At 33.3% G+C, this 18,321-nt stretch carries 18 protein-coding genes and 1 other annotated feature; all 18 genes read left to right on the top strand.

Translation table 11 applies throughout. From position 1 onward, the window contains the following. Positions 1-172 precede the first annotated feature (172 nt). The 18 genes from rpsO to B5D14_RS09060 all read left to right on the top strand — a co-directional run bounded on the left by rpsO (position 173) and on the right by B5D14_RS09060 (position 18,321). Positions 173-439: a 30S ribosomal protein S15 gene (gene rpsO, locus B5D14_RS08975; protein WP_078712293.1), complete on the top strand. Its 267-nt coding sequence runs from the start codon at positions 173-175 to the stop codon at positions 437-439. Between the two features lie 176 nt (positions 440-615). Beyond that, on the top strand, positions 616-2,121 hold the full coding sequence (locus tag B5D14_RS08980) for a catalase (RefSeq protein WP_078712294.1): 1,506 nt from the start codon (positions 616-618) through the stop codon (positions 2,119-2,121). 76 nt (positions 2,122-2,197) lie between these two features. Further along, on the top strand, positions 2,198-2,593 hold the full coding sequence (locus B5D14_RS08985; protein WP_078712295.1) for a Fur family transcriptional regulator: 396 nt from the start codon (positions 2,198-2,200) through the stop codon (positions 2,591-2,593). Between the two features lie 251 nt (positions 2,594-2,844). Further along, on the top strand, positions 2,845-3,438 hold the full coding sequence (locus B5D14_RS08990) for a TetR/AcrR family transcriptional regulator (protein WP_078712296.1): 594 nt from the start codon (positions 2,845-2,847) through the stop codon (positions 3,436-3,438). Positions 3,439-3,445: 7 nt separating this feature from the next. Then, positions 3,446-4,147 (top strand): ABC transporter ATP-binding protein, encoded by a 702-nt coding sequence (locus tag B5D14_RS08995; protein ID WP_078712297.1) that lies wholly within the window; start codon positions 3,446-3,448, stop codon positions 4,145-4,147. Position 4,148: 1 nt separating this feature from the next. Further along, positions 4,149-7,448, top strand: a complete 3,300-nt coding sequence (locus tag B5D14_RS09000; RefSeq protein WP_078712298.1) for an FtsX-like permease family protein — start codon at positions 4,149-4,151, stop codon at positions 7,446-7,448. Beyond that, complete coding sequence (locus tag B5D14_RS09005) at positions 7,448-7,708, top strand: GIY-YIG nuclease family protein (protein WP_078712299.1); 261 nt, start codon at positions 7,448-7,450, stop codon at positions 7,706-7,708. Before B5D14_RS09000 ends, B5D14_RS09005 begins: the two co-directional genes overlap by 1 nt. A 31-nt stretch (positions 7,709-7,739) precedes the next feature. Beyond that, on the top strand, positions 7,740-8,123 hold the full coding sequence (locus tag B5D14_RS09010) for a desulfoferrodoxin family protein (RefSeq protein ID WP_078712300.1): 384 nt from the start codon (positions 7,740-7,742) through the stop codon (positions 8,121-8,123). Positions 8,124-8,276: 153 nt separating this feature from the next. Further along, a complete protein-coding gene (pnp, locus tag B5D14_RS09015) occupies positions 8,277-10,478 on the top strand; it encodes a polyribonucleotide nucleotidyltransferase (protein WP_078712301.1) in 2,202 nt (733 codons plus the stop codon). A gap of 43 nt (positions 10,479-10,521) precedes the next feature. After that, the gene (gene trmB / locus B5D14_RS09020; protein ID WP_078712302.1) at positions 10,522-11,160 is read left to right on the top strand and encodes a tRNA (guanosine(46)-N7)-methyltransferase TrmB; all 639 of its coding nucleotides are present in this window, start codon (positions 10,522-10,524) and stop codon (positions 11,158-11,160) included. Positions 11,161-11,210: 50 nt separating this feature from the next. Further along, on the top strand, positions 11,211-11,999 hold the full coding sequence (locus tag B5D14_RS09025; protein WP_078712303.1) for a hypothetical protein: 789 nt from the start codon (positions 11,211-11,213) through the stop codon (positions 11,997-11,999). A gap of 25 nt (positions 12,000-12,024) precedes the next feature. After that, positions 12,025-12,765, top strand: a complete 741-nt coding sequence (locus B5D14_RS09030; RefSeq protein ID WP_078712304.1) for a hypothetical protein — start codon at positions 12,025-12,027, stop codon at positions 12,763-12,765. 12 nt (positions 12,766-12,777) lie between these two features. Continuing rightward, complete coding sequence (gene murC / locus B5D14_RS09035) at positions 12,778-14,085, top strand: UDP-N-acetylmuramate--L-alanine ligase (RefSeq protein ID WP_078712305.1); 1,308 nt, start codon at positions 12,778-12,780, stop codon at positions 14,083-14,085. A gap of 46 nt (positions 14,086-14,131) precedes the next feature. Beyond that, on the top strand, positions 14,132-14,515 hold the full coding sequence (locus B5D14_RS09040) for a hypothetical protein (protein WP_078712306.1): 384 nt from the start codon (positions 14,132-14,134) through the stop codon (positions 14,513-14,515). Between the two features lie 10 nt (positions 14,516-14,525). After that, the gene (locus tag B5D14_RS09045; protein ID WP_078712307.1) at positions 14,526-15,194 is read left to right on the top strand and encodes a hypothetical protein; all 669 of its coding nucleotides are present in this window, start codon (positions 14,526-14,528) and stop codon (positions 15,192-15,194) included. After that, the gene (locus tag B5D14_RS09050; RefSeq protein ID WP_078712308.1) at positions 15,172-16,161 is read left to right on the top strand and encodes a LacI family DNA-binding transcriptional regulator; all 990 of its coding nucleotides are present in this window, start codon (positions 15,172-15,174) and stop codon (positions 16,159-16,161) included. Before B5D14_RS09045 ends, B5D14_RS09050 begins: the two co-directional genes overlap by 23 nt. A gap of 33 nt (positions 16,162-16,194) precedes the next feature. Further along, positions 16,195-16,391 (top strand) — a binding site (T-box leader). A gap of 40 nt (positions 16,392-16,431) precedes the next feature. Continuing rightward, on the top strand, positions 16,432-17,676 hold the full coding sequence (gene tyrS, locus B5D14_RS09055; protein WP_078712309.1) for a tyrosine--tRNA ligase: 1,245 nt from the start codon (positions 16,432-16,434) through the stop codon (positions 17,674-17,676). 126 nt (positions 17,677-17,802) lie between these two features. Next, positions 17,803-18,321, top strand: coding sequence for a hypothetical protein (locus B5D14_RS09060; RefSeq protein WP_078712310.1), 519 nt, complete (start codon positions 17,803-17,805; stop codon positions 18,319-18,321).

Here is an 18,321-nt window from a genome sequence, read left to right on the forward strand (position 1 = left end):
TAAGTATCTTACAATATCCAAAGAATGATGAACTATCAAGATAAGAATATCAGCGATAAGTCTTGCGTAAGAGGCTGATTCATGATATATTTATAAAGCTTTTGTACTGGGATACTAGACTCCTCGTCGATACTCTCGGTTCATTAGGTCAGTGAAAATAGGAGGAAAAACAATGTTAACTAAAGCTGAAAAGACTCAAATCATGAAAGATTTTGCTCGTACTGAAGGTGATACAGGTTCTGTTGAAGTACAAGTAGCAGTATTAACTGCGCAAATCAACAAATTAACTGAACACTTGAAAGAACACAAAAAAGACTACCATTCAACTCGTGGATTAATGAAAATGGTTGGACGTAGAAAGAATTTCTTAGCTTATTTACGTGAAAATGATGTAAATCGTTACCGTGAATTAGTTCAACGCTTAGGATTAAGAAAATAATCATTCAAAAGAAGCTTCGGCTTCTTTTTTTCTTTGTTTTGTCGTATATGATTAAGCGATGTGTTCATCGTTTTTTTTATTTATCTAGTTAAAAGAGCATATGTCTTGTAAATAATACAAAGTATCGATAAAGTAAAGATACAAGATATCTAACAGATATCTAGAAGGAGACAAATATGTCAGATCATAAAAAGCTTACAAATGAAGTTGGAGCACCTGTTAGTGATAATAATCATTCACAAACAGTAGGAGAAAGAGGCCCAATTGTATTACAAGATAATTGGTTAATTGAAAAACTAGCACATTTTGACCGTGAGGTTATCCCTGAAAGAAGAATGCATGCAAAGGGAAGTGGAGCATTTGGAGTATTTAAAACTACTCATGATGTTTCAAAATACACAAAAGCAAAATTGTTTAAACAAGACAATGAAACACCTGTGTTTGTACGTTTTTCAACAGTGGCTGGAGAACGTGGAGCTGCAGATGCAGAAAGAGATATACGAGGTTTTGCAATTAAATTCTATACCGAAGAGGGAAACTGGGATTTAGTTGGAAACAATACACCCGTATTCTTCTTAAGAGACGCACTCAATTTTCCGGATTTAAATCGTGCAGTAAAACGTGATCCTCGTACTAATATGCGTTCTGCACAAAATAACTGGGATTTCTGGACTTTATTACCAGAAGCATTCCATCAAATCACAATTACTATGTCAGATCGTGGTATTCCTTATAGCTACCGTCACATGCATGGGTTTGGAAGTCATACTTATAGTTTACTTAATGAAGCAAATGAAAGAATCTGGGTTAAGTTTCACTTTAAAACACAACAAGGCATTAAGAACTTAACAGATGAAGAAGCTGCACAAATCGTTGCCAATGATCGCGAAAGTCATCAACGTGACTTATACGAAAGTATTGAAAAGGGAGAGTATCCAAAATGGACATTGTACTTCCAAATCATGACAGAAGAACAAGCTAATAAACATCCTGAAAATCCATTTGATATCACAAAAGTTTGGAGTCAAAAAGAATTTCCATTAATTGAAGTAGGTGTTATGGAACTAAACAAAAATCCAGAAAATTACTTTGCTGAAGTTGAACAAGCAGCATTTAGTCCTGCACATCTTGTGCCAGGGATTGGATTGTCACCTGACAAATTACTTCAAGGACGTTTGTTCTCCTATGGAGATACACAACGTTATCGCTTAGGTGTAAACCATGATCAAATTCCTGTTAATAAAGCACGTGTAGATGTTCACAGTTCTCATCGTGATGGTGCTATGCGAGTGGATGGAAATTATGGTTCAACAGTAGCATATCATCCAAATAGCATGGGTGTATGGGCTGATCAACCTTCTGTACGCGAACCTATGCAAGTAGCTCAAGGAGAAATCTATCATTACGATCCAAAGGATGATACGACAGATGATTGCTTCCATCAAGGAGGAGATTTATATCGCCTTATGAGTGAGGAACAAAAACAAGTTCTAATTGAAAACACAAAAAATAATATCATGTCAGTAACTGAAAATATTAAATATCGTCATGCTGTACATTGCTATTTAGCAGATGAGGATTATGGAACAAGATTTGTAAACGCATGTAATTTGGATTTAGATAAAGTCAAAGAGTTAAGCAAATTATCAAATGCAGAGCTAATTGAAGCCACTTGTAAATAGTTCATATTACTTGAAAGAAAGTGAACTTCTCGTTATTATATGAATATACTTAGTGTTGAAAACGAGGTGATATTCTATGAAAGAAGTTAGAAATACCAACCAAAAAGAAATAATAAAACAAGTTATTATGAATAATAAAGATCATTTAACAGGTGATCAAATATATGAAATGGTAAAAGAGCACATGCCATCAATAAGCAGAGCTACGGTTTTTAGAAATCTAAAGAGGTTAGTAGAATTAGATGAAATAGGACATATTGAAATAGCAGATGGTGCAGATTGTTTCGATTACCGAAAACATGATCATTATCATTTTAAATGCAATGAATGCCATAAGGTATTTGATACAAGTATTCCTTATGATAATGGATTGGATACTATTGATCCAGAATTCAAAGTTGATCACCATGTAACATTATTTTATGGGATATGTCCTGAATGTTTAAAAAAACATAATCATGAGATAGTTTAGAAATAAACTATCTTTTTATTTTGTGTTAACAATATAGTGGTGGTTAAAAAAGCATTATAAGAGCTGAATCTCTTAAAAATTAATTGAAATTAAACAATGAAGCAAATAAAAATTTCGTTAAATAAGTAGTATAGAAGAGTGAATAACAAATCATAAAATCAAGATTTTAGTCTTGGTTTTATTTTTTTAGTAATTATGTTGACAAATAATGAACGTGGGTTTACTATTTATTAGTGAACGGAGGTTTACTAATGGCACAAGTACTTAAAGAAGAAGTAAGAAATAGTATTTTAAAATCTGCCGATGCTGAGATTATGGCGAATGGTATCCAAGGTATCCAAATGCGTCGAATTGCTGAGGGAGCAAATATGACGGTTGGAAATCTTTATCGTTACTTTGAAGACAAAGAAGCTTTAATCAATGCTATTGTTGAACCAGCGCTCTATGATTTGGACGAATTACTAAAAAGAATAAGTAATTCGCAAATATCCTTATTGAAAGAAACATCAGATCTAGATATGGATAAAATTTATTTAAATTTAGAAATTTGTGCAATGGGCCTTGCTGATATTTTTAATCGTCATCAATGTGCAATGCTTTTAATCTCTAGTACAAATGAATTGAAAGCATTTTTAATTTGGATTAAAGAAGTTCTTCGAGTTGGATTAAGATTTAAAGAGTCAGATATGAGTGAAGAAGATTTAGATTTTCTATGTTCTTTGATCTCAATTTCAGTAGTAAAAGGAATGCAAGAGTGTTTTAGAATTGCTTTAGAGAGTCCTGAAAAAGCGAAAAACTTAGATCGAGTAATTTTAAAATATCTACAAATTGTATTATGGAAATGAGGAAAATATGAGTTATATTGAATTTAAAGGTGTAAAGAAAATATATCATGTTGGGGAAGTAGATATAGAAGCACTTGCAGGTGTTGATTTTTCAATTGACAAAGGTGAGTTTGTGATTGTAGCAGGAGCATCAGGTGCAGGAAAGAGTACAATCTTAAATATCTTAGGTGGCATGGATACATGTTCAACTGGAGAGATAATTGTCGATGGTGCACGTGTTGATCAAATGAATGAAAAACAACTTACAGATTATCGAAGATATGATATTGGATTTGTGTTTCAATTCTATAATCTTGTACAAAATTTAACTGCTCTTGAAAATGTAGAACTAGCTACACAAATATGTAAAAATCCATTGGATGTTAATTTAACAGTGGAGCAAGTAGGACTACAAGATCGTAAGAATAACTTTCCATCTCAATTATCAGGTGGTGAACAACAACGTGTAGCAATAGCACGTGCTTTGGCTAAAAATCCAAAACTTTTGTTGTGCGATGAGCCAACAGGAGCATTAGATTACAATACAGGAAAACAAGTATTAAAATTATTACAAGATACATGTCGTACACAGGGGATGACGGTTGTCATCATCACACATAACCTTGCACTATGTCCAATGGGGGATAAAGTAATTAAAGTTAAGAATGGAAAAATTTCATCAATCACTGTGAATGAAAATCCAGTAAATGTAGAAATGATTGAATGGTAATATGTCAAAGAATTTATTAAAAGATACATTACGGACAATTCGTAAAACGTTCGCTAAATTTGTCACATTGTTTGCGATTGTAGCACTAGGGGTAGCGTTCTTTGTTGGTGTATCAGCTGCGGCTCCAATTATGAGTGTAAGTGTTGATAAATACAATGATGAGAATTCATTTATGGATCTTCAAATCTATTCAACATTTGGTTTTGAGGAAGGTGATATAGAAGCACTTGAAACTGTTGATGGAATTGAAGAAGTAGTTGGAACAAAGTTTGTCGATGTGATAGGGAAATATGAAAATAAGCTATGGGTTATTCGTGTGGAAAGCTATCAACCCAATCAAAATTTGAATAATTTTGTTTTAAAAGAAGGTAGAATGCCTAAAAATAAAAATGAATGCCTTGCTGAAAAAGGTGGCTCATTAAGAACAGGAGTACCTTTGGGTGCAGTTATTGATGTTACACGTCCGGAAAATGATACAGATGATTATTTGGATGTAAATCAATTAACAGTTGTTGGCCTTGTTGATACACCTGAATATGTTAATGAAGAAAAAGGTAATAGCACTTTAAGTAATCAAGCAATTCAAACTTTTTTATTTGTACCTGAAGAAAGTTTTAGTACAGATTATTATTCTTCAATAATTATAACTGTTGATGGTGCAAAAGAATTAAATGGATTCTCTCAAGCATATACTGATTTTATTGATCCAGTTCAAGAGAGAATAGAAACTTTAGCAACTACTCAATCGCAAGTAAGAAGAGATCGAATCTATCAAGAAGCGATGGAGGAGTACAATGATGGATTGCAAGAGTATGAAGATGGTAAAAAAGAATTCAATGATGAAATCGCAAAAGCACAAAGAGAAATCAATGATGCTAAACAAAAACTTGTTGATGGTGAACAAGAAATCAAAGATAATGAAGAAAAATTAGAAACAGAGAGTGCAAAAGCGCTTCTTGATTTAGATAATGCTCAAAAAGATTTAGAAAAAGGATTGGTTGAATGGAAGGCTCAGAAGGCTAAGTTTGATGAAGAAACTAAACCGGCTTTACTTTCGCAAAAGAATAGTATTTTAGTACAAGTTGGAGTGAGTAGCCTTGATCAACTAAATGGATTGATAACACAAGTTCAAGGTAATGTTACTAACTTACAAACAAAGATAAATGATAAAAATACGCGACTTCAAGAAATTGAAGTATTGTTGAATACAACAACAGATCCAACTGAAATTGCAACCCTTAATGCAGAGAAACAAGCAATTAATGCAGAGTTACAAACTTTACAAACAAATCTTGCTACTGCTACTGCTACCTTAGTGCCACTAACTCAGGCACGTGATGGCATCAATCAAATTGATGCTGGAATCGCAAGTGGTGAAGCACAATTAACTAGTGCGAAGCAATTGCTTGATGAGGGGGCAGGAAAAGTTTGGGCAGGACGTTTAGAACTTGAAGAAACAAAGAAAGATGCTCTACAAAAAATTGCAGATGCAAAAGTTGAACTTGCTGATGGTAAGGTGGAGTTAGCTGATGCTGAAAAGAAATTTGCAGAAGAAAAAGAAAAAGGACAGAAAGAATTAGATGATGGATGGGCAGACTTAGTCAAGGCAAAAGAAGACATTAGTAAAATTGAAAAAGCTGAATGGACTGTTCTTGATCGCGATATGAATTATTCGTCAAAGACATTTAAAGATACAATTGCTCAAATGAGATCAATTGCTGCAGTATTCCCTGTTTTCTTCTTTCTTGTTGCAGCACTTGTGTGCTTGACAACAATGACAAGAATGGTGGATGAGCAACGTGGACAAATCGGTGTATTAAGAGCATTGGGTTATGGTAAATTAGCGTGTGCATCTAAATATTTGATTTATGCAATTCTTGCGACTTTACTTGGTGGATTTGTAGGGACTATTTTTGGATTACTTATTTTCCCTGGGGTTGTTTATACAGCATGGGGTATGATGTATGTATTACCACCAATACAGCTCTTTGTTCCATGGGATTTGGTCATACTATCAAATGGTTTATTTGTATCGGTCATGGCGTTAACTACATGGTTTGCGGCTAGACAATCCATGAATGAAGTACCTAGCCAACTACTTAGACCAAAATCACCACCAATGGGTAAGAAAATTATTCTTGAACGACTTCCTCTTATTTGGAATCGCTTCTCTTTCACATCAAAAGTAACTGCTAGAAATATTATTCGTTATAAGAAAAGATTCCTTATGACAGTTATTGGGATTGCGGGCTGTACAGCATTGCTTGTTGCAGGTTTTGGAATCAAAGATTCCATATCAACGATTGTTGATAAACAGTTTAATCAAATCTACCAATATGATGGACAAGTTGCTTTAGATGATGACTTGGTACAATCTAAAATAAATGAAGTACAAACTGAAATAAACAATTTGGAAGGTGTTACCAATTCACTTCAACTCACAAGTTATCAAGCTAAAACTATGGTTAACAATGATGAACAAGTTGCGACTGTTTATGTTTATAAAAATGATGAAGAATTAAAATCAATGAACGATATTCGTCATCGTAAAGACTCAAAAGAAATTATCTTGGATGATAGTGGTGTTATTATCGATGAAAAACTTGCGGAATTATTGAATCTAAGTGTTGGTGATACGATTTCAATTGAAAGTGAAAATGAAATCATCAAAGATTTTGTTGTGAGTGATATCAATGAAATGTATGTAAATCATAGTGTGTTTATGACACCGACTGCTTATGAAAATGCATTTGGTATTAAACCAACCACAAATATACTTCAAGTTGTACTCGATTATGAAACAAGTGATTTTCTACAAAAGGTAAGCTATATTGATGGCGTTCAATCGGTTTCATTCTATGGCTCACTTATTGAAAACTTCAATAATATGATTAATGGATTAAATGTCGTTGTTGTTGTATTGATTGTTTGCGCAGGATTATTGGCGTTTGTTGTACTAAGTAATTTAACAAATGTAAATATCAGTGAGCGTCAGCGAGAAATCGCTACCTTGAAGGTATTGGGATTTAATCGTAAAGAAGTAAATATGTATATTTATAAAGAGAATTTAATTCTCACATTTATTGGTTCAATCTTTGGTTTAGGCTTAGGTGTTGTTTTACATAAATTCATTATCTTAATGGTTGAGATGGATTATATTATGTTTGGGCGTGATGTAAGTGTATTTAGTTTAATTCTATCTGTCTTAATTACTATGTTCTTTGCTCTAGTGGTTAATTTCTTTATGACATTTAAATTGAGAAAAATCCAAATGGTAGAATCACTGAAGAGTGTTGAATAATGAATTACGTTTATATCTTAGAATGTGGCAATGGTTCTTTTTATACAGGGTGGACCAATCATTTGGAGCATCGAGTTCAGGTACATAATGAAGGAAAAGGTGCTAAATATACCAAAGCACACTTACCAGTAAAATTAGTGTATGTGGAAGAATTTGAGGATAAAAGTGAAGCGCTGAGAAGAGAATATGAAATTAAACAACTTACAAGAAGCGAAAAACTAATGTTGATAAGTGCAAATAACTTGAAAAGTAATGAATAAACCGACATAATACAATTGAGGAGGGAATTTTATGAAAAAAGAGCTAAAATTCTATATTTGTGAACATTGTCATAACGTAATCGTTAAATTGTCTGACGCTGGGGTACCTGTATCTTGTTGCGGGGAACCAATGAAGGAAATCATGCCTAATACGGTTGAAGCTTCTCAAGAAAAACATTTACCTGTTATTAACCGTTTAGAAAACAACAGAATTGAAGTACGTGTAGGAAGTGTTGATCATCCTATGGAAGAAAAACACTATATTGAATGGATCCTTTTGGAAACAGATGGTGGATTCCGTGTTCAACATTTAGCACCAGGTGAACACAACTATGTTGAATTCCTAAATGATGAAAAAGTAATTGCAGTTTATGCATATTGCAATCTTCATGGTTTATGGAAAACTGAAGCATAATTAGATTAAAATGAGTAATTGAGTGGTTTTAAGTGATTAAAACCACTTTTTCTTTGCCTTTTTGAAACGATTTGTATCTATTCCTTTTAGCGAGTTTGTGGTAAAATAACTAAGTTAATATAGAGAGAGAAGAAAATAAGAAGAGGTAAAGAAATGTCTAAAGAAATCTTTAGTATGGATTTCTGCGGTAGAAATTTAACCGTAGAAACAGGAGAAATTGCGAAACAGGCTGGAGGGTCTGTCATCGTACGTTATGAGGATACAGTAGTATTGTCGGCTGCAACAGGAAATCATACACCGAAGGATACTGACTTTTTCCCACTAACAGTAACTTTTGAAGAAAAGTTATATTCAGTAGGTAAAATTCCAGGAGGATTTTTACGTAGAGAAGGAAGACCAAGTGAACATGCGACATTAACTGCTCGTATGATTGACCGTCCAATTCGTCCTTTGTTTCCAGAAGGGTTCAGAAATGAAGTTCAAGTTGTTAATACAGTGCTTTCAGTTGATCAAGACTGTTCAGCTGATATGGCTGCAATGTTTGGAGCTTCATGTGCACTTTGTGTTTCTGATGTGCCATTTAATGGACCAATCGCTGGAGTAATCGTAGGGCGTATTGATGGGGAATATATTATTAATCCAACCGTTGAACAATTAGAAAAATCTGATATTCATTTAACTGTTGCAGGTACAAAAGATGCAATTAACATGGTTGAAGCTAGTGCTAAAATTGTTTCGGAAGAAGCAATGTTAGGAGCATTATTATTCGGTCATGAACATATTAAAATGCTATGTGCATTCCAAGAAGAAATTCTTGCGAAAGTAGCTAAACAAAAAATGGAAGTTAAATTGTATGAAATTAATCCAGAAATCAAATCAATCATTGATGAACAAGGTAAGAAACGTTTAGAAGAAGCTGTTTCTATTAAATTAAAACTTGAACGTTATGGTAAAATTGATGACATTACAGATGAAATGGCAGCTATCTTTGAAGCTAAAGAATATGCAAATGAAAAAGAAAAAGAGAAAACAGTTAAACAAGCTAGAGAATATTGTACAGAAATCGTTGCGAATGAAGTTCGTCGCTTAATTTCAGTAGAAAAGGTTCGTCCAGATGGTCGTCAACTAGATGAAGTTCGTCCACTAGATAGCCAAATTGACTTATTACCACGTGTTCATGGTTCTGCATTATTTACTCGTGGAGAAACTCAAGTATTGTCTGTGACAACACTTGGTGCTCTTGGTGATAATCAAATCATTGATGATTTAACTGAAGTTGAAGAAAAACGCTTTATGCACCACTATAATTTCCCTCCTTATTCAGTAGGGGAAACAGGACGTATGGGTAACCCAGGTCGTCGTGAAATTGGGCATGGTGCTTTAGGTGAAAAAGCTTTAGCTCAAGTTTTACCAACAGTTGAAGAATTCCCTTATGCAATTCGTACTGTAGCAGAAGTTCTTGAATCAAATGGATCAAGTTCTCAAGCTAGTATTTGTGCAGGATCTATGTCATTAATGGCTGCAGGTGTTCCAATTAAGGCTCCAGTTGCAGGTGTTGCAATGGGATTAATTACATTTGGTGATCATTATTCAATCCTTACTGATATTCAAGGTATGGAAGATCATTATGGTGATATGGACTTTAAGGTAGCTGGTACTAAAGATGGTATCACTGCATTACAAATGGATATTAAAATTGATGGAATCAATAAACAAATTTTAGAAGAAGCTCTTGAACAAGCACGTGTAGGACGTCTTCAAATCATGGAAAACATGTTGACTGCAATTAGTGCTCCAAGAGAAGATGTATCAAAATACGCTCCAAAACTTGTATCAATGATGATTCCAACAGATAAGATTAGAGATGTTATTGGTACTGGTGGTAAGATGATTAATCAAATTATCGCAGAATGCAATGATGTTAAAGTGGATATCGAAGATGATGGACGTTGTGTAATTTATCACTTTGATAGAGAAATGTTAAACAAAGCGCAAGCAATGATTGAAAATATTATTCGCGATGCTAAAGTTGGTGAAATCTATGAAGGAAAAGTAACACGTATTGAAAAATTCGGTGCTTTCGTAGAATTATTCCCTGGAACTGATGGTTTATTGCATGTATCTAAGATTTCTTACGATCGTGTTGAAAAACCAGAAGATGTATTAAAACTTGGCGATATCGTGAAAGTTGTTGTTACTGAAATCGATGATAAAGGTCGTGTGAATGTATCAGCACGTGATTTACTAGAAAAACCTGAAGGATGGGATGAAGCTCAAAAAGCAAAGAAAGAGGCTTTTGATAAAAGAAGACATGCTGAAGGCGGAGAAAGAAGAGTATTTAAAAAGAAAGACTAAGTAAAACCCCGTATGGGGTTTTTCAAATCAAGGAGAATTTTATATGAGAATGAGGAAAAAATCTTGGGCTGAGCCATTTCTTATGGAGAATGATCATTTTGTAATTCAAGAACCACAAAATAATTCAGGACATTGGAAAGAAGTATTAAAATGTGATACATTGCATGTTGAAATTGGGTGTGGAAAAGGTGATTATTTCATACAAATGTCAACAATGGATCCAAGCGTTGGATGGATTGGCATTGAAAAAGATCGCAATGTTGCAGCGGTAGCTGCTAAGAAAGCATTAGAGGTAACTACATCAAATCGATGTATGATTGCACTTGATGCAGAACAAATTGATAGTTGGTTTAAGGAAGGTGAAATTGATACAATTCACTTGAATTTTTCTGACCCTTGGCCAAAAAGCGGATATAAAAAAAGAAGACTATCTCACGGTAATTTTTTAAATAAGTATAAAACACTGTTGAAAGATCATGGTCAAATTGTCATGAAAACTGATAATCAAGGACTTTTCGAGTTTTCTTTAGTCGAATTTAGCCAAAATGGATGGTTACTAGAAGATGTTAGTGTAGACTTTAGAAGAAATGAGCATCCAGAGGATGCGATTAGTGAATATGAGGCTAAATTTATGAGTTTAGGACAACCTATTTATCGTGCTATTTTTGTTTGTAAAAAGTAGCAATCAAAAGATAGATTGTGGTAAACTATATAAAGAGTAGGAGGATGCAAATGAAACGATTTTGTTTAATACTTGTGGCATGCCTTTTATTTGGCTGTGCACAATCCACTCAACCACTAGAAGAAAGAATTCAAAGCGAATTTGAATTTGTTAATACTTTAAAGACAGTAGATGGTGATAATAGAAAAGATTTTTATTCTTATTATATTGAACCAAGTGTAGGTAGAGTATCATCAAATCCAAGTAATAATATCTTTTTGAAAGATGGAGTTCAATTTGTCATGAACTTAAATGTTTCAAAGATTATTAGCGAGAAGTATTATACCGATGCACTTACGGGTAATGATGTTGCTACAAAAGATAATTTATTATTTGAAATTGAAGGTCAGTATGATGATAGTTTATTGAATAGTTATGATTATCGTTGTCAAGTTTATCAATATGAAAATATGTATATGTTATTGCTAGAAACACAGTATATGAATTTCTATACTGTTGCAAATGCGAATCAATTACCGACCATTGCAGGAGAAATGTTGAAAATTGCACGTACAATTCGTGTAAATCAAGAAGAGATTATTTCTGCTTATTCTTCTAAGGAAGCTATACAGTATAAGAAAGAAGCATTGAACTTATTTGAAGTAGCTGTTCCTGAAAATGGTAGAGTTGATGAAATGATAACTGATAAAACAAATACGGGTGATAGTACGGGTGATAATGCAGGTGGTATGACAGATGATTTCTATCAATCGGATGATTTTGGAAGTAAGATTCCTACTGCTTCACCAACACAAGATCCAAATGGAGATTATGCCTCAGATGATTTTGGAACTGAGTAATGAATAAATAAAAGGAGAAAACACTATGAAAAAGTTAATGGGCTTATTATTTGAAGAGGAAGAAGTAGTTGAAGAGGAAGAAGTATTTGAAGAACAAATTTCGACACCTTTACCATTAAAAAGAGAAGAAAAGAAAGTTGTTCAACAACCTAAAAGACAAGTACAACCTCAAGCACAACAAGTTGTTCAACAACCTAAGCCTTTATTATCAAGTGAATCGGTAGATGGTTTAAATATTCCTAATCCTCATGCTAGAGTATTAGTCGAAGAACCTAAGCCAGAATCAAAGAAAATTAGTATGACAATTGATGATTTAGTTGAAGTTAAACCAGTTGTAAAACAACATGAAGCACCAGCACAAGTATCTAAAAAGAAACAAATGCAAACGGGCTATGAATTTACACCTGTCATTAGTCCTATTTTTGGGGTGGATGAAAAAGATGCTGAAGCAGTTATTCCAACAGCTCCTAAAAAGAAAATAGGAGATAGTCGCATTGGTACAATTATTTCACCAATGTATGGTGTGGATAAAACAGCTGAGCCAGATACAACAAAATTAGAAACAAGCAAAACTCACAAAGCAACTGAAACTGAAATAAAAGCTGAAAGAGATGTGATCAATTTAACACTTGATGATATTTTAGCTAGAACAGCAGCTTTATCGGGCAGAAAAAATGAGATGGAAGAAATTGAAGAAGTTGAATATACTGAGAAAAAAGTCATTAATAACCGCAATATGAGTTTATTTGATGATGGTGAAGAATAGGAGAAATTGACTATGATTTATTTTATAGGGATTAAAGGTACTGGAATGTCTGCATTAGCGTGTATTCTTCATGACTTAGGTGAAGAAGTAGCGGGAAGTGATTTATCGAAACATTTCTTTACCGAAGAACCTTTAATCGCTAGAAATATTCAAATCGATGAATTCAATCAAAATAATATAAAGGATAATATGACAGTAATTATTGGAAATGCTTTTGGTGAAGACTTTGAAGAAGTTATCGCAGCTCGAAGTAATCCAACTATTACCTGTTATCGATATCATGAATATCTAGGTAGTTTAATGTCTAGATATATTTCAATTAGTGTAGCAGGAAGTCATGGTAAAACAACAACGACAGGGATGTTGTCTGCGATGATGGATACTGTGTTTCCAACAGGATACTTAATTGGTGATGGAACTGGAGTGATTCATGAAGATAGTAAATACTTGTGTGTTGAATCATGTGAATATAGACGCCATTTCTTAGCATATAAACCTGATTATGCAATCATCACAAATGTTGAAATTGACCATGTCGATTACTTTAAATCGACAGAAGACTATCGCCTTGCTTATGAGCAGTTTTCAAATAACATCAAAAAAACATGCATGATCTATGGTGATGATGAAGAAGCTAGAAAGCTAGATTTAGCGTGTGATCACCTTTGGTATGGTGAGGGTGAAGATAATGATTTAAGAGCTATCAATGTTGTTGAAAGTACAACAGGTATTGAATTTGACGTAATCTTTAAAGGTGAATTTCAATATCGTTATCAACTCCCTTTTGTTGGAAGACACTTGCTGTGGAATTCACTTGCGGTAATTGGTATTGGTATGTTAGAGGAATTAACACCTGAGCAAATAGAAAAGGGTCTTAGTTCATTTAAAGGAGTTAAACGTCGCTTTGTAGTTGAAGAAGTTGGGAATAATGTGTTTATCGATGATTATGCTCATCATCCAACAGAGGTTTCAATTACAATTGATGCAGCACGAAAAAGATATCCTAATAAAAAATTAATTGCGATTTTTAAACCTCATCGTGTATCTCGTGTTTTCCATTTTGCGGATCAATTCGCTACTGCACTAGAAAAAGCGGATGAAGTTTATCTTTGTGATTTTACAAGTATTGATGATAAAGAAGATGGTATTGATATCAATATAAGCTACCTTCAAAATAGAATTCCTGCATCAAAAATACTTACAGAAGATGATGCTGGTGCTAAAATTTTAGCTCAAGAGGAACCAGCAGTTTACCTATTTATGTCGAGTAAAGACATTTATGGATTAGCAAACAAAGTAAAGCGCTATCAAAATTCTTGAAAAATGTTACATTCTTGTTATAATATACATGTGAGGTGGACATTTTATGAATGAATTTATAGAAGCAGCGCAAAACTTATCAGTTCAGTTGCTTCCTGTTTTAGGGATAATTGTACTGATTTTTCTTTGCGTTTTATTAGTAAAACTAATTAATTTTGTGAAAACACTTGATGGTTCTGTTAAAGATTTAAGTGGAACGATGAAGTTAGTCGATAAAAGTATAGAGAAGGTACAAGTACCATTAGATACTGCAGTTAAACTTAGCCATACTGTCGATGAAGTACATGACAAGAGTTATGCAGCAGTTAAACAAGCAGGCGAGTATGTATCTGAAAATATGGGCGTTGTAAAGAATTATATTAATGAAAAGTTAAATAAGAAAACAGGGAATCAAGAAGTTAAAGAAGACGATGATATCGTAAATTTCTAGGAGGACACTTATGGAAAACAAAACAGTAGATTCTATTGAAAAGACAGTAGATGATTTGAAGAAGAAAATCGAAGAGATTGAAACTGCAGATAAAGATGAAAATTCTAATTTTGTAATTCCTTTTGATATGGATAAAAATTCTAAAGAAAGAATTGAAACAATTCGTTCTAAGACATTGGAGTCATTGAAAAAAGCATATGAACAAGCAAAAGAAGCGCTAGAAAACATCCAAAATAGTGAAAAACTGAAAGAAACAATTCAAGGAATTAAGGATGGCGCTTTAAAAGTTTATGATGAAGCCGTTACAAAGATTGATGAAATCAAGAATAATGATAAATTGAAAGAAACAATTGAAAATGTAAAAGAATCAGCATCAGATTTAGGTCAAAAAATTACGGATGGCTTTGAAAAAGTCATTGAAAATGAAAATGTCCATAAAGCTGTTGATTTTGTAGCGAAAGAAACAGATAAAGCTAAAAAAGCAGTTAATGATTTTGTTACATCACCGGAAGTAAATGAAAAAATTGAAAAGGCAAAGGATGCAACAATTGATTTGGCAGATAAAGCTGCAGATAAAATTAGAGATTGGTTAAAACCTGAATCGAAGGTAGTACACAAGATTGAGGAGAATAATACAGAGGAGAAAGGAACTGAAGATGAAAAGAGTAACGATATATGATGTTGCAAAAGATGCAGGTGTATCACTAGCGACAGTATCTCGTGTAATCAATGGTTCTGATGTGGTGAAAGGTCCTACTCGTGATAAAGTAGAGGCAGCAATTGAAAAATTAGGTTATAAACCAAATGCGATAGCGCAAGGATTGGCGTTACAAAAAACAACGACAATTGGTTTAGTAATTCCAGAAGCGAGTTTTACGTATACTGGGCAAATTATCAATGGTGTGATTGCAGTTGCAGGCATGTATAACTACAATATTATGTTGCACACAACAACAGAAGGGGTTACCGATATTAGTGATATTATCGAAACAATTATTAAATCACACGTTGATGGAGTTGTTATTTATAATGACAAAATCTTAGTGGATGAAATGGACACATTATCTAAATACAATATTCCAATTGTCATTATTGGTAATAAAATGTCTGGACATAATATTTGTTCAGTGTATGTGGATATTGAGAAAGCGGTATATGAGCTTTCAATGAAATATTTAAGTAATGGTAAGAAAGATATTGCAATCATTCAAGATAGAAAAAATGAATATGCAATTAGTCAAATGATAAAAGGTGTAACACGTGCGTATAAAGAAAAGGGAATGGAGTTTAATAACTACCTTGAAATTCCTGAATCTTATCGTACATCTTACAATTATTTGAAAGATTATTTAAAAGATCATAAACATGATTTGATTATTGCTAATCGTGATTCACAAGCAATGGCTGTATGCAATGCAGCAAAGGAAAATGGAATTGAAATACCAAAAGAAATGGAAGTTGTATGTGTTATTGATACAAAATACAATTCAATGGTACGTCCTCAAATATCATCATTTGCGATACCTTCATATGATTTAGGGATGGTATCCATGCGTGTCATGACTAAAATGTTACAAAGTGATGAAATTGATGAAGATGAAATTGAGTTAAGTTATTTATTTACTCCACGTCAATCTACGAAGTAATTGACACAAGAGGAGTAACTGATTATAATTGTCACTATAGCGATGATAAGAAAAGAGCTTAAACTGTTATATCAAGAAAGGTTCTGGTAGATGTGAAGAACTTATAACACTTAAGAAATACACCTTGGAGCTTCTTATTGCAAAGATAAGACGTAACTCGCGTTAAGAGTTTAAAGTGCATAGAGCAATCTATGAATTAAGGTGGTACCGCGTTATTTAACGTCCTTTTGTATTAAGGACGTTTTTTTTATTTTAATAGGAGGAAAGAATATGAATTTTTTAGAAGAGTTAAAGTGGAGAGGTTTAGTTAAAGATTGTACAGATTTACAAGGATTAGAAGAAAAGTTAAAACAACCAGTAACAGCTTATTGTGGATTTGATCCAACAGCGGATTCGTTGCATGTGGGTCATCTTCAACAAATCATGTTGTTGCGTCGTTATCAAAATGCAGGGCATCGTCCAATTGCATTGTGTGGTGGAGGAACAGGAATGATTGGTGATCCTCGTCCAACTACGGAAAGAAAACTACTTACAGTAGATGAACTCAACTACAATGTGGATTGCTTAAAAAAACAATTAGCACACTTTATTGATTTTGAAAGTGGTAAAGCAGTTTTATTAAACAACTATGATTGGTTAGGGAAACTATCATTACTAGAAGTGTTAAGAGATTATGGTAAACACTTTAATGTAAGTTATATGTTGGCAAAGGATACAATTGCATCAAGACTTCAAACTGGAATTTCATTTACAGAATTTACTTATACTATTCTTCAAGCAATTGACTGGTTGAAATTATATACTGAACATCAATGTGAACTTCAAATTGGTGGTTCGGATCAATGGGGAAATCTTGTATCTGGAACTGATTTGATTCGTAAAATTTGTGGAGACAAAGCAAAAGTGTTTGGAATTACATCACCACTTATTACAAAATCAGATGGTTCAAAATTTGGTAAGAGTGAAGGAAAAAACATTTGGTTGGATCCTACTAAAACAAATGCATTTGAATTTTATCAATTCTGGGTTAATACAGCGGACAGTGATATCATAGATTACTTAAAACGTTTATCACTTAAAACACCTGAAGAAATTATGGCATTGGAAAAATCAATGCAAGAGGCACCTCATTTAAGAGAAGCTCAAAAAGCACTTGCATGTGAATTGACTGAACTAGTGCATGGTGGAGATGGACTAGTTACTGCATTAAAAATTACAGATACATTATTTAAAGGTGATATTCGTGAATTGACAGCTACTGAAATTCGTCAAGGGTTAGCAGATGTACCTAAATTCAAAATTGAAAATGGTGTCCTTTTAATTGATGCATTAGTTGATTCTAAGATTTGCCAAAGTAAGCGTGAAGCAAGAGAATTAATTCAAGCTGGATCAATCCAAGTTAATGGAGAAAAAACAACTGACTTAGAAGCAATTCTTACTGTTGAAACTGCCATGAACTTAGAATTTACAATTATTAAAAAAGGGAAAAAGAATTACTTTATTTGTGAGTTTTAGATGCTGATGAGTCAGCATCTTTTTTTATCCAACATGAATTTAGTTCAAGTGAAATCTATGCTTTTAGACACTTGGTTTATATGAATTTAGTTTAAATTATGGTAAAATAGCACAAGAGGTGACTCCATGAAACGTTTATTTATGATTTTATTTGTTTCGCTGCTTCTTTTAAGTGGTTGCTCAAGTAAAAATGACAATGAACTCGATACTAAGAAATTAGATGAATATAAATCAAATGTTGCAACTTTGCTTGCGAGTAATTCAACAGCTTTATCATCAAAATATTTTTCAATTAGTTATGAGATGAGTACATTACCAGATGGAACTCATCGCTATTATATTATTGTAGATAATGCTCTACAATGCATGTACAATGTTAAAATCATGTCATTAGATGTTGATAGTGAACCTTCGATAACGATGGCTCCATCAATTGGAATATTGGAAGATGAAAAATATAACTTAATCCCTTCACAAGTATCAATTGAAGAAGGTTTTGCTAAGGGATTGGTCTTGAGTGGTGAAACAGATAAGGACGCTGTTGATGTAAAGTTAATGGTTTCTTGGTCAGATGAAACAAATACAAAGCAGTATAAAGAATTTTTGTTACTTCATATTGAAGCAAACAATGGTAATGGGGAGTAA

Origin of the sequence: Anaerorhabdus furcosa (assembly GCF_900167375.1) — a bacterium.
Taxonomy (GTDB): Bacteria; Bacillota_I; Bacilli_A; order Erysipelotrichales; family Erysipelotrichaceae; genus Anaerorhabdus; species Anaerorhabdus furcosa.

What these genes read in the sequence shown, in the direction of transcription:
- rpsO (WP_078712293.1), top strand. Translation starts at nt 173, where the DNA reads ATGTTAACTAAAGCTGAAAAGACTCAAATCATGAAAGATTTTGCTCGT.
- B5D14_RS08980 (WP_078712294.1), top strand. Translation starts at nt 616, where the DNA reads ATGTCAGATCATAAAAAGCTTACAAATGAAGTTGGAGCACCTGTTAGT.
- B5D14_RS08985 (WP_078712295.1), top strand. Translation starts at nt 2,198, where the DNA reads ATGAAAGAAGTTAGAAATACCAACCAAAAAGAAATAATAAAACAAGTT.
- B5D14_RS08990 (WP_078712296.1), top strand. Translation starts at nt 2,845, where the DNA reads ATGGCACAAGTACTTAAAGAAGAAGTAAGAAATAGTATTTTAAAATCT.
- B5D14_RS08995 (WP_078712297.1), top strand. Translation starts at nt 3,446, where the DNA reads ATGAGTTATATTGAATTTAAAGGTGTAAAGAAAATATATCATGTTGGG.
- B5D14_RS09000 (WP_078712298.1), top strand. Translation starts at nt 4,149, where the DNA reads ATGTCAAAGAATTTATTAAAAGATACATTACGGACAATTCGTAAAACG.
- B5D14_RS09005 (WP_078712299.1), top strand. Translation starts at nt 7,448, where the DNA reads ATGAATTACGTTTATATCTTAGAATGTGGCAATGGTTCTTTTTATACA.
- B5D14_RS09010 (WP_078712300.1), top strand. Translation starts at nt 7,740, where the DNA reads ATGAAAAAAGAGCTAAAATTCTATATTTGTGAACATTGTCATAACGTA.
- pnp (WP_078712301.1), top strand. Translation starts at nt 8,277, where the DNA reads ATGTCTAAAGAAATCTTTAGTATGGATTTCTGCGGTAGAAATTTAACC.
- trmB (WP_078712302.1), top strand. Translation starts at nt 10,522, where the DNA reads ATGAGAATGAGGAAAAAATCTTGGGCTGAGCCATTTCTTATGGAGAAT.
- B5D14_RS09025 (WP_078712303.1), top strand. Translation starts at nt 11,211, where the DNA reads ATGAAACGATTTTGTTTAATACTTGTGGCATGCCTTTTATTTGGCTGT.
- B5D14_RS09030 (WP_078712304.1), top strand. Translation starts at nt 12,025, where the DNA reads ATGAAAAAGTTAATGGGCTTATTATTTGAAGAGGAAGAAGTAGTTGAA.
- murC (WP_078712305.1), top strand. Translation starts at nt 12,778, where the DNA reads ATGATTTATTTTATAGGGATTAAAGGTACTGGAATGTCTGCATTAGCG.
- B5D14_RS09040 (WP_078712306.1), top strand. Translation starts at nt 14,132, where the DNA reads ATGAATGAATTTATAGAAGCAGCGCAAAACTTATCAGTTCAGTTGCTT.
- B5D14_RS09045 (WP_078712307.1), top strand. Translation starts at nt 14,526, where the DNA reads ATGGAAAACAAAACAGTAGATTCTATTGAAAAGACAGTAGATGATTTG.
- B5D14_RS09050 (WP_078712308.1), top strand. Translation starts at nt 15,172, where the DNA reads ATGAAAAGAGTAACGATATATGATGTTGCAAAAGATGCAGGTGTATCA.
- tyrS (WP_078712309.1), top strand. Translation starts at nt 16,432, where the DNA reads ATGAATTTTTTAGAAGAGTTAAAGTGGAGAGGTTTAGTTAAAGATTGT.
- B5D14_RS09060 (WP_078712310.1), top strand. Translation starts at nt 17,803, where the DNA reads ATGAAACGTTTATTTATGATTTTATTTGTTTCGCTGCTTCTTTTAAGT.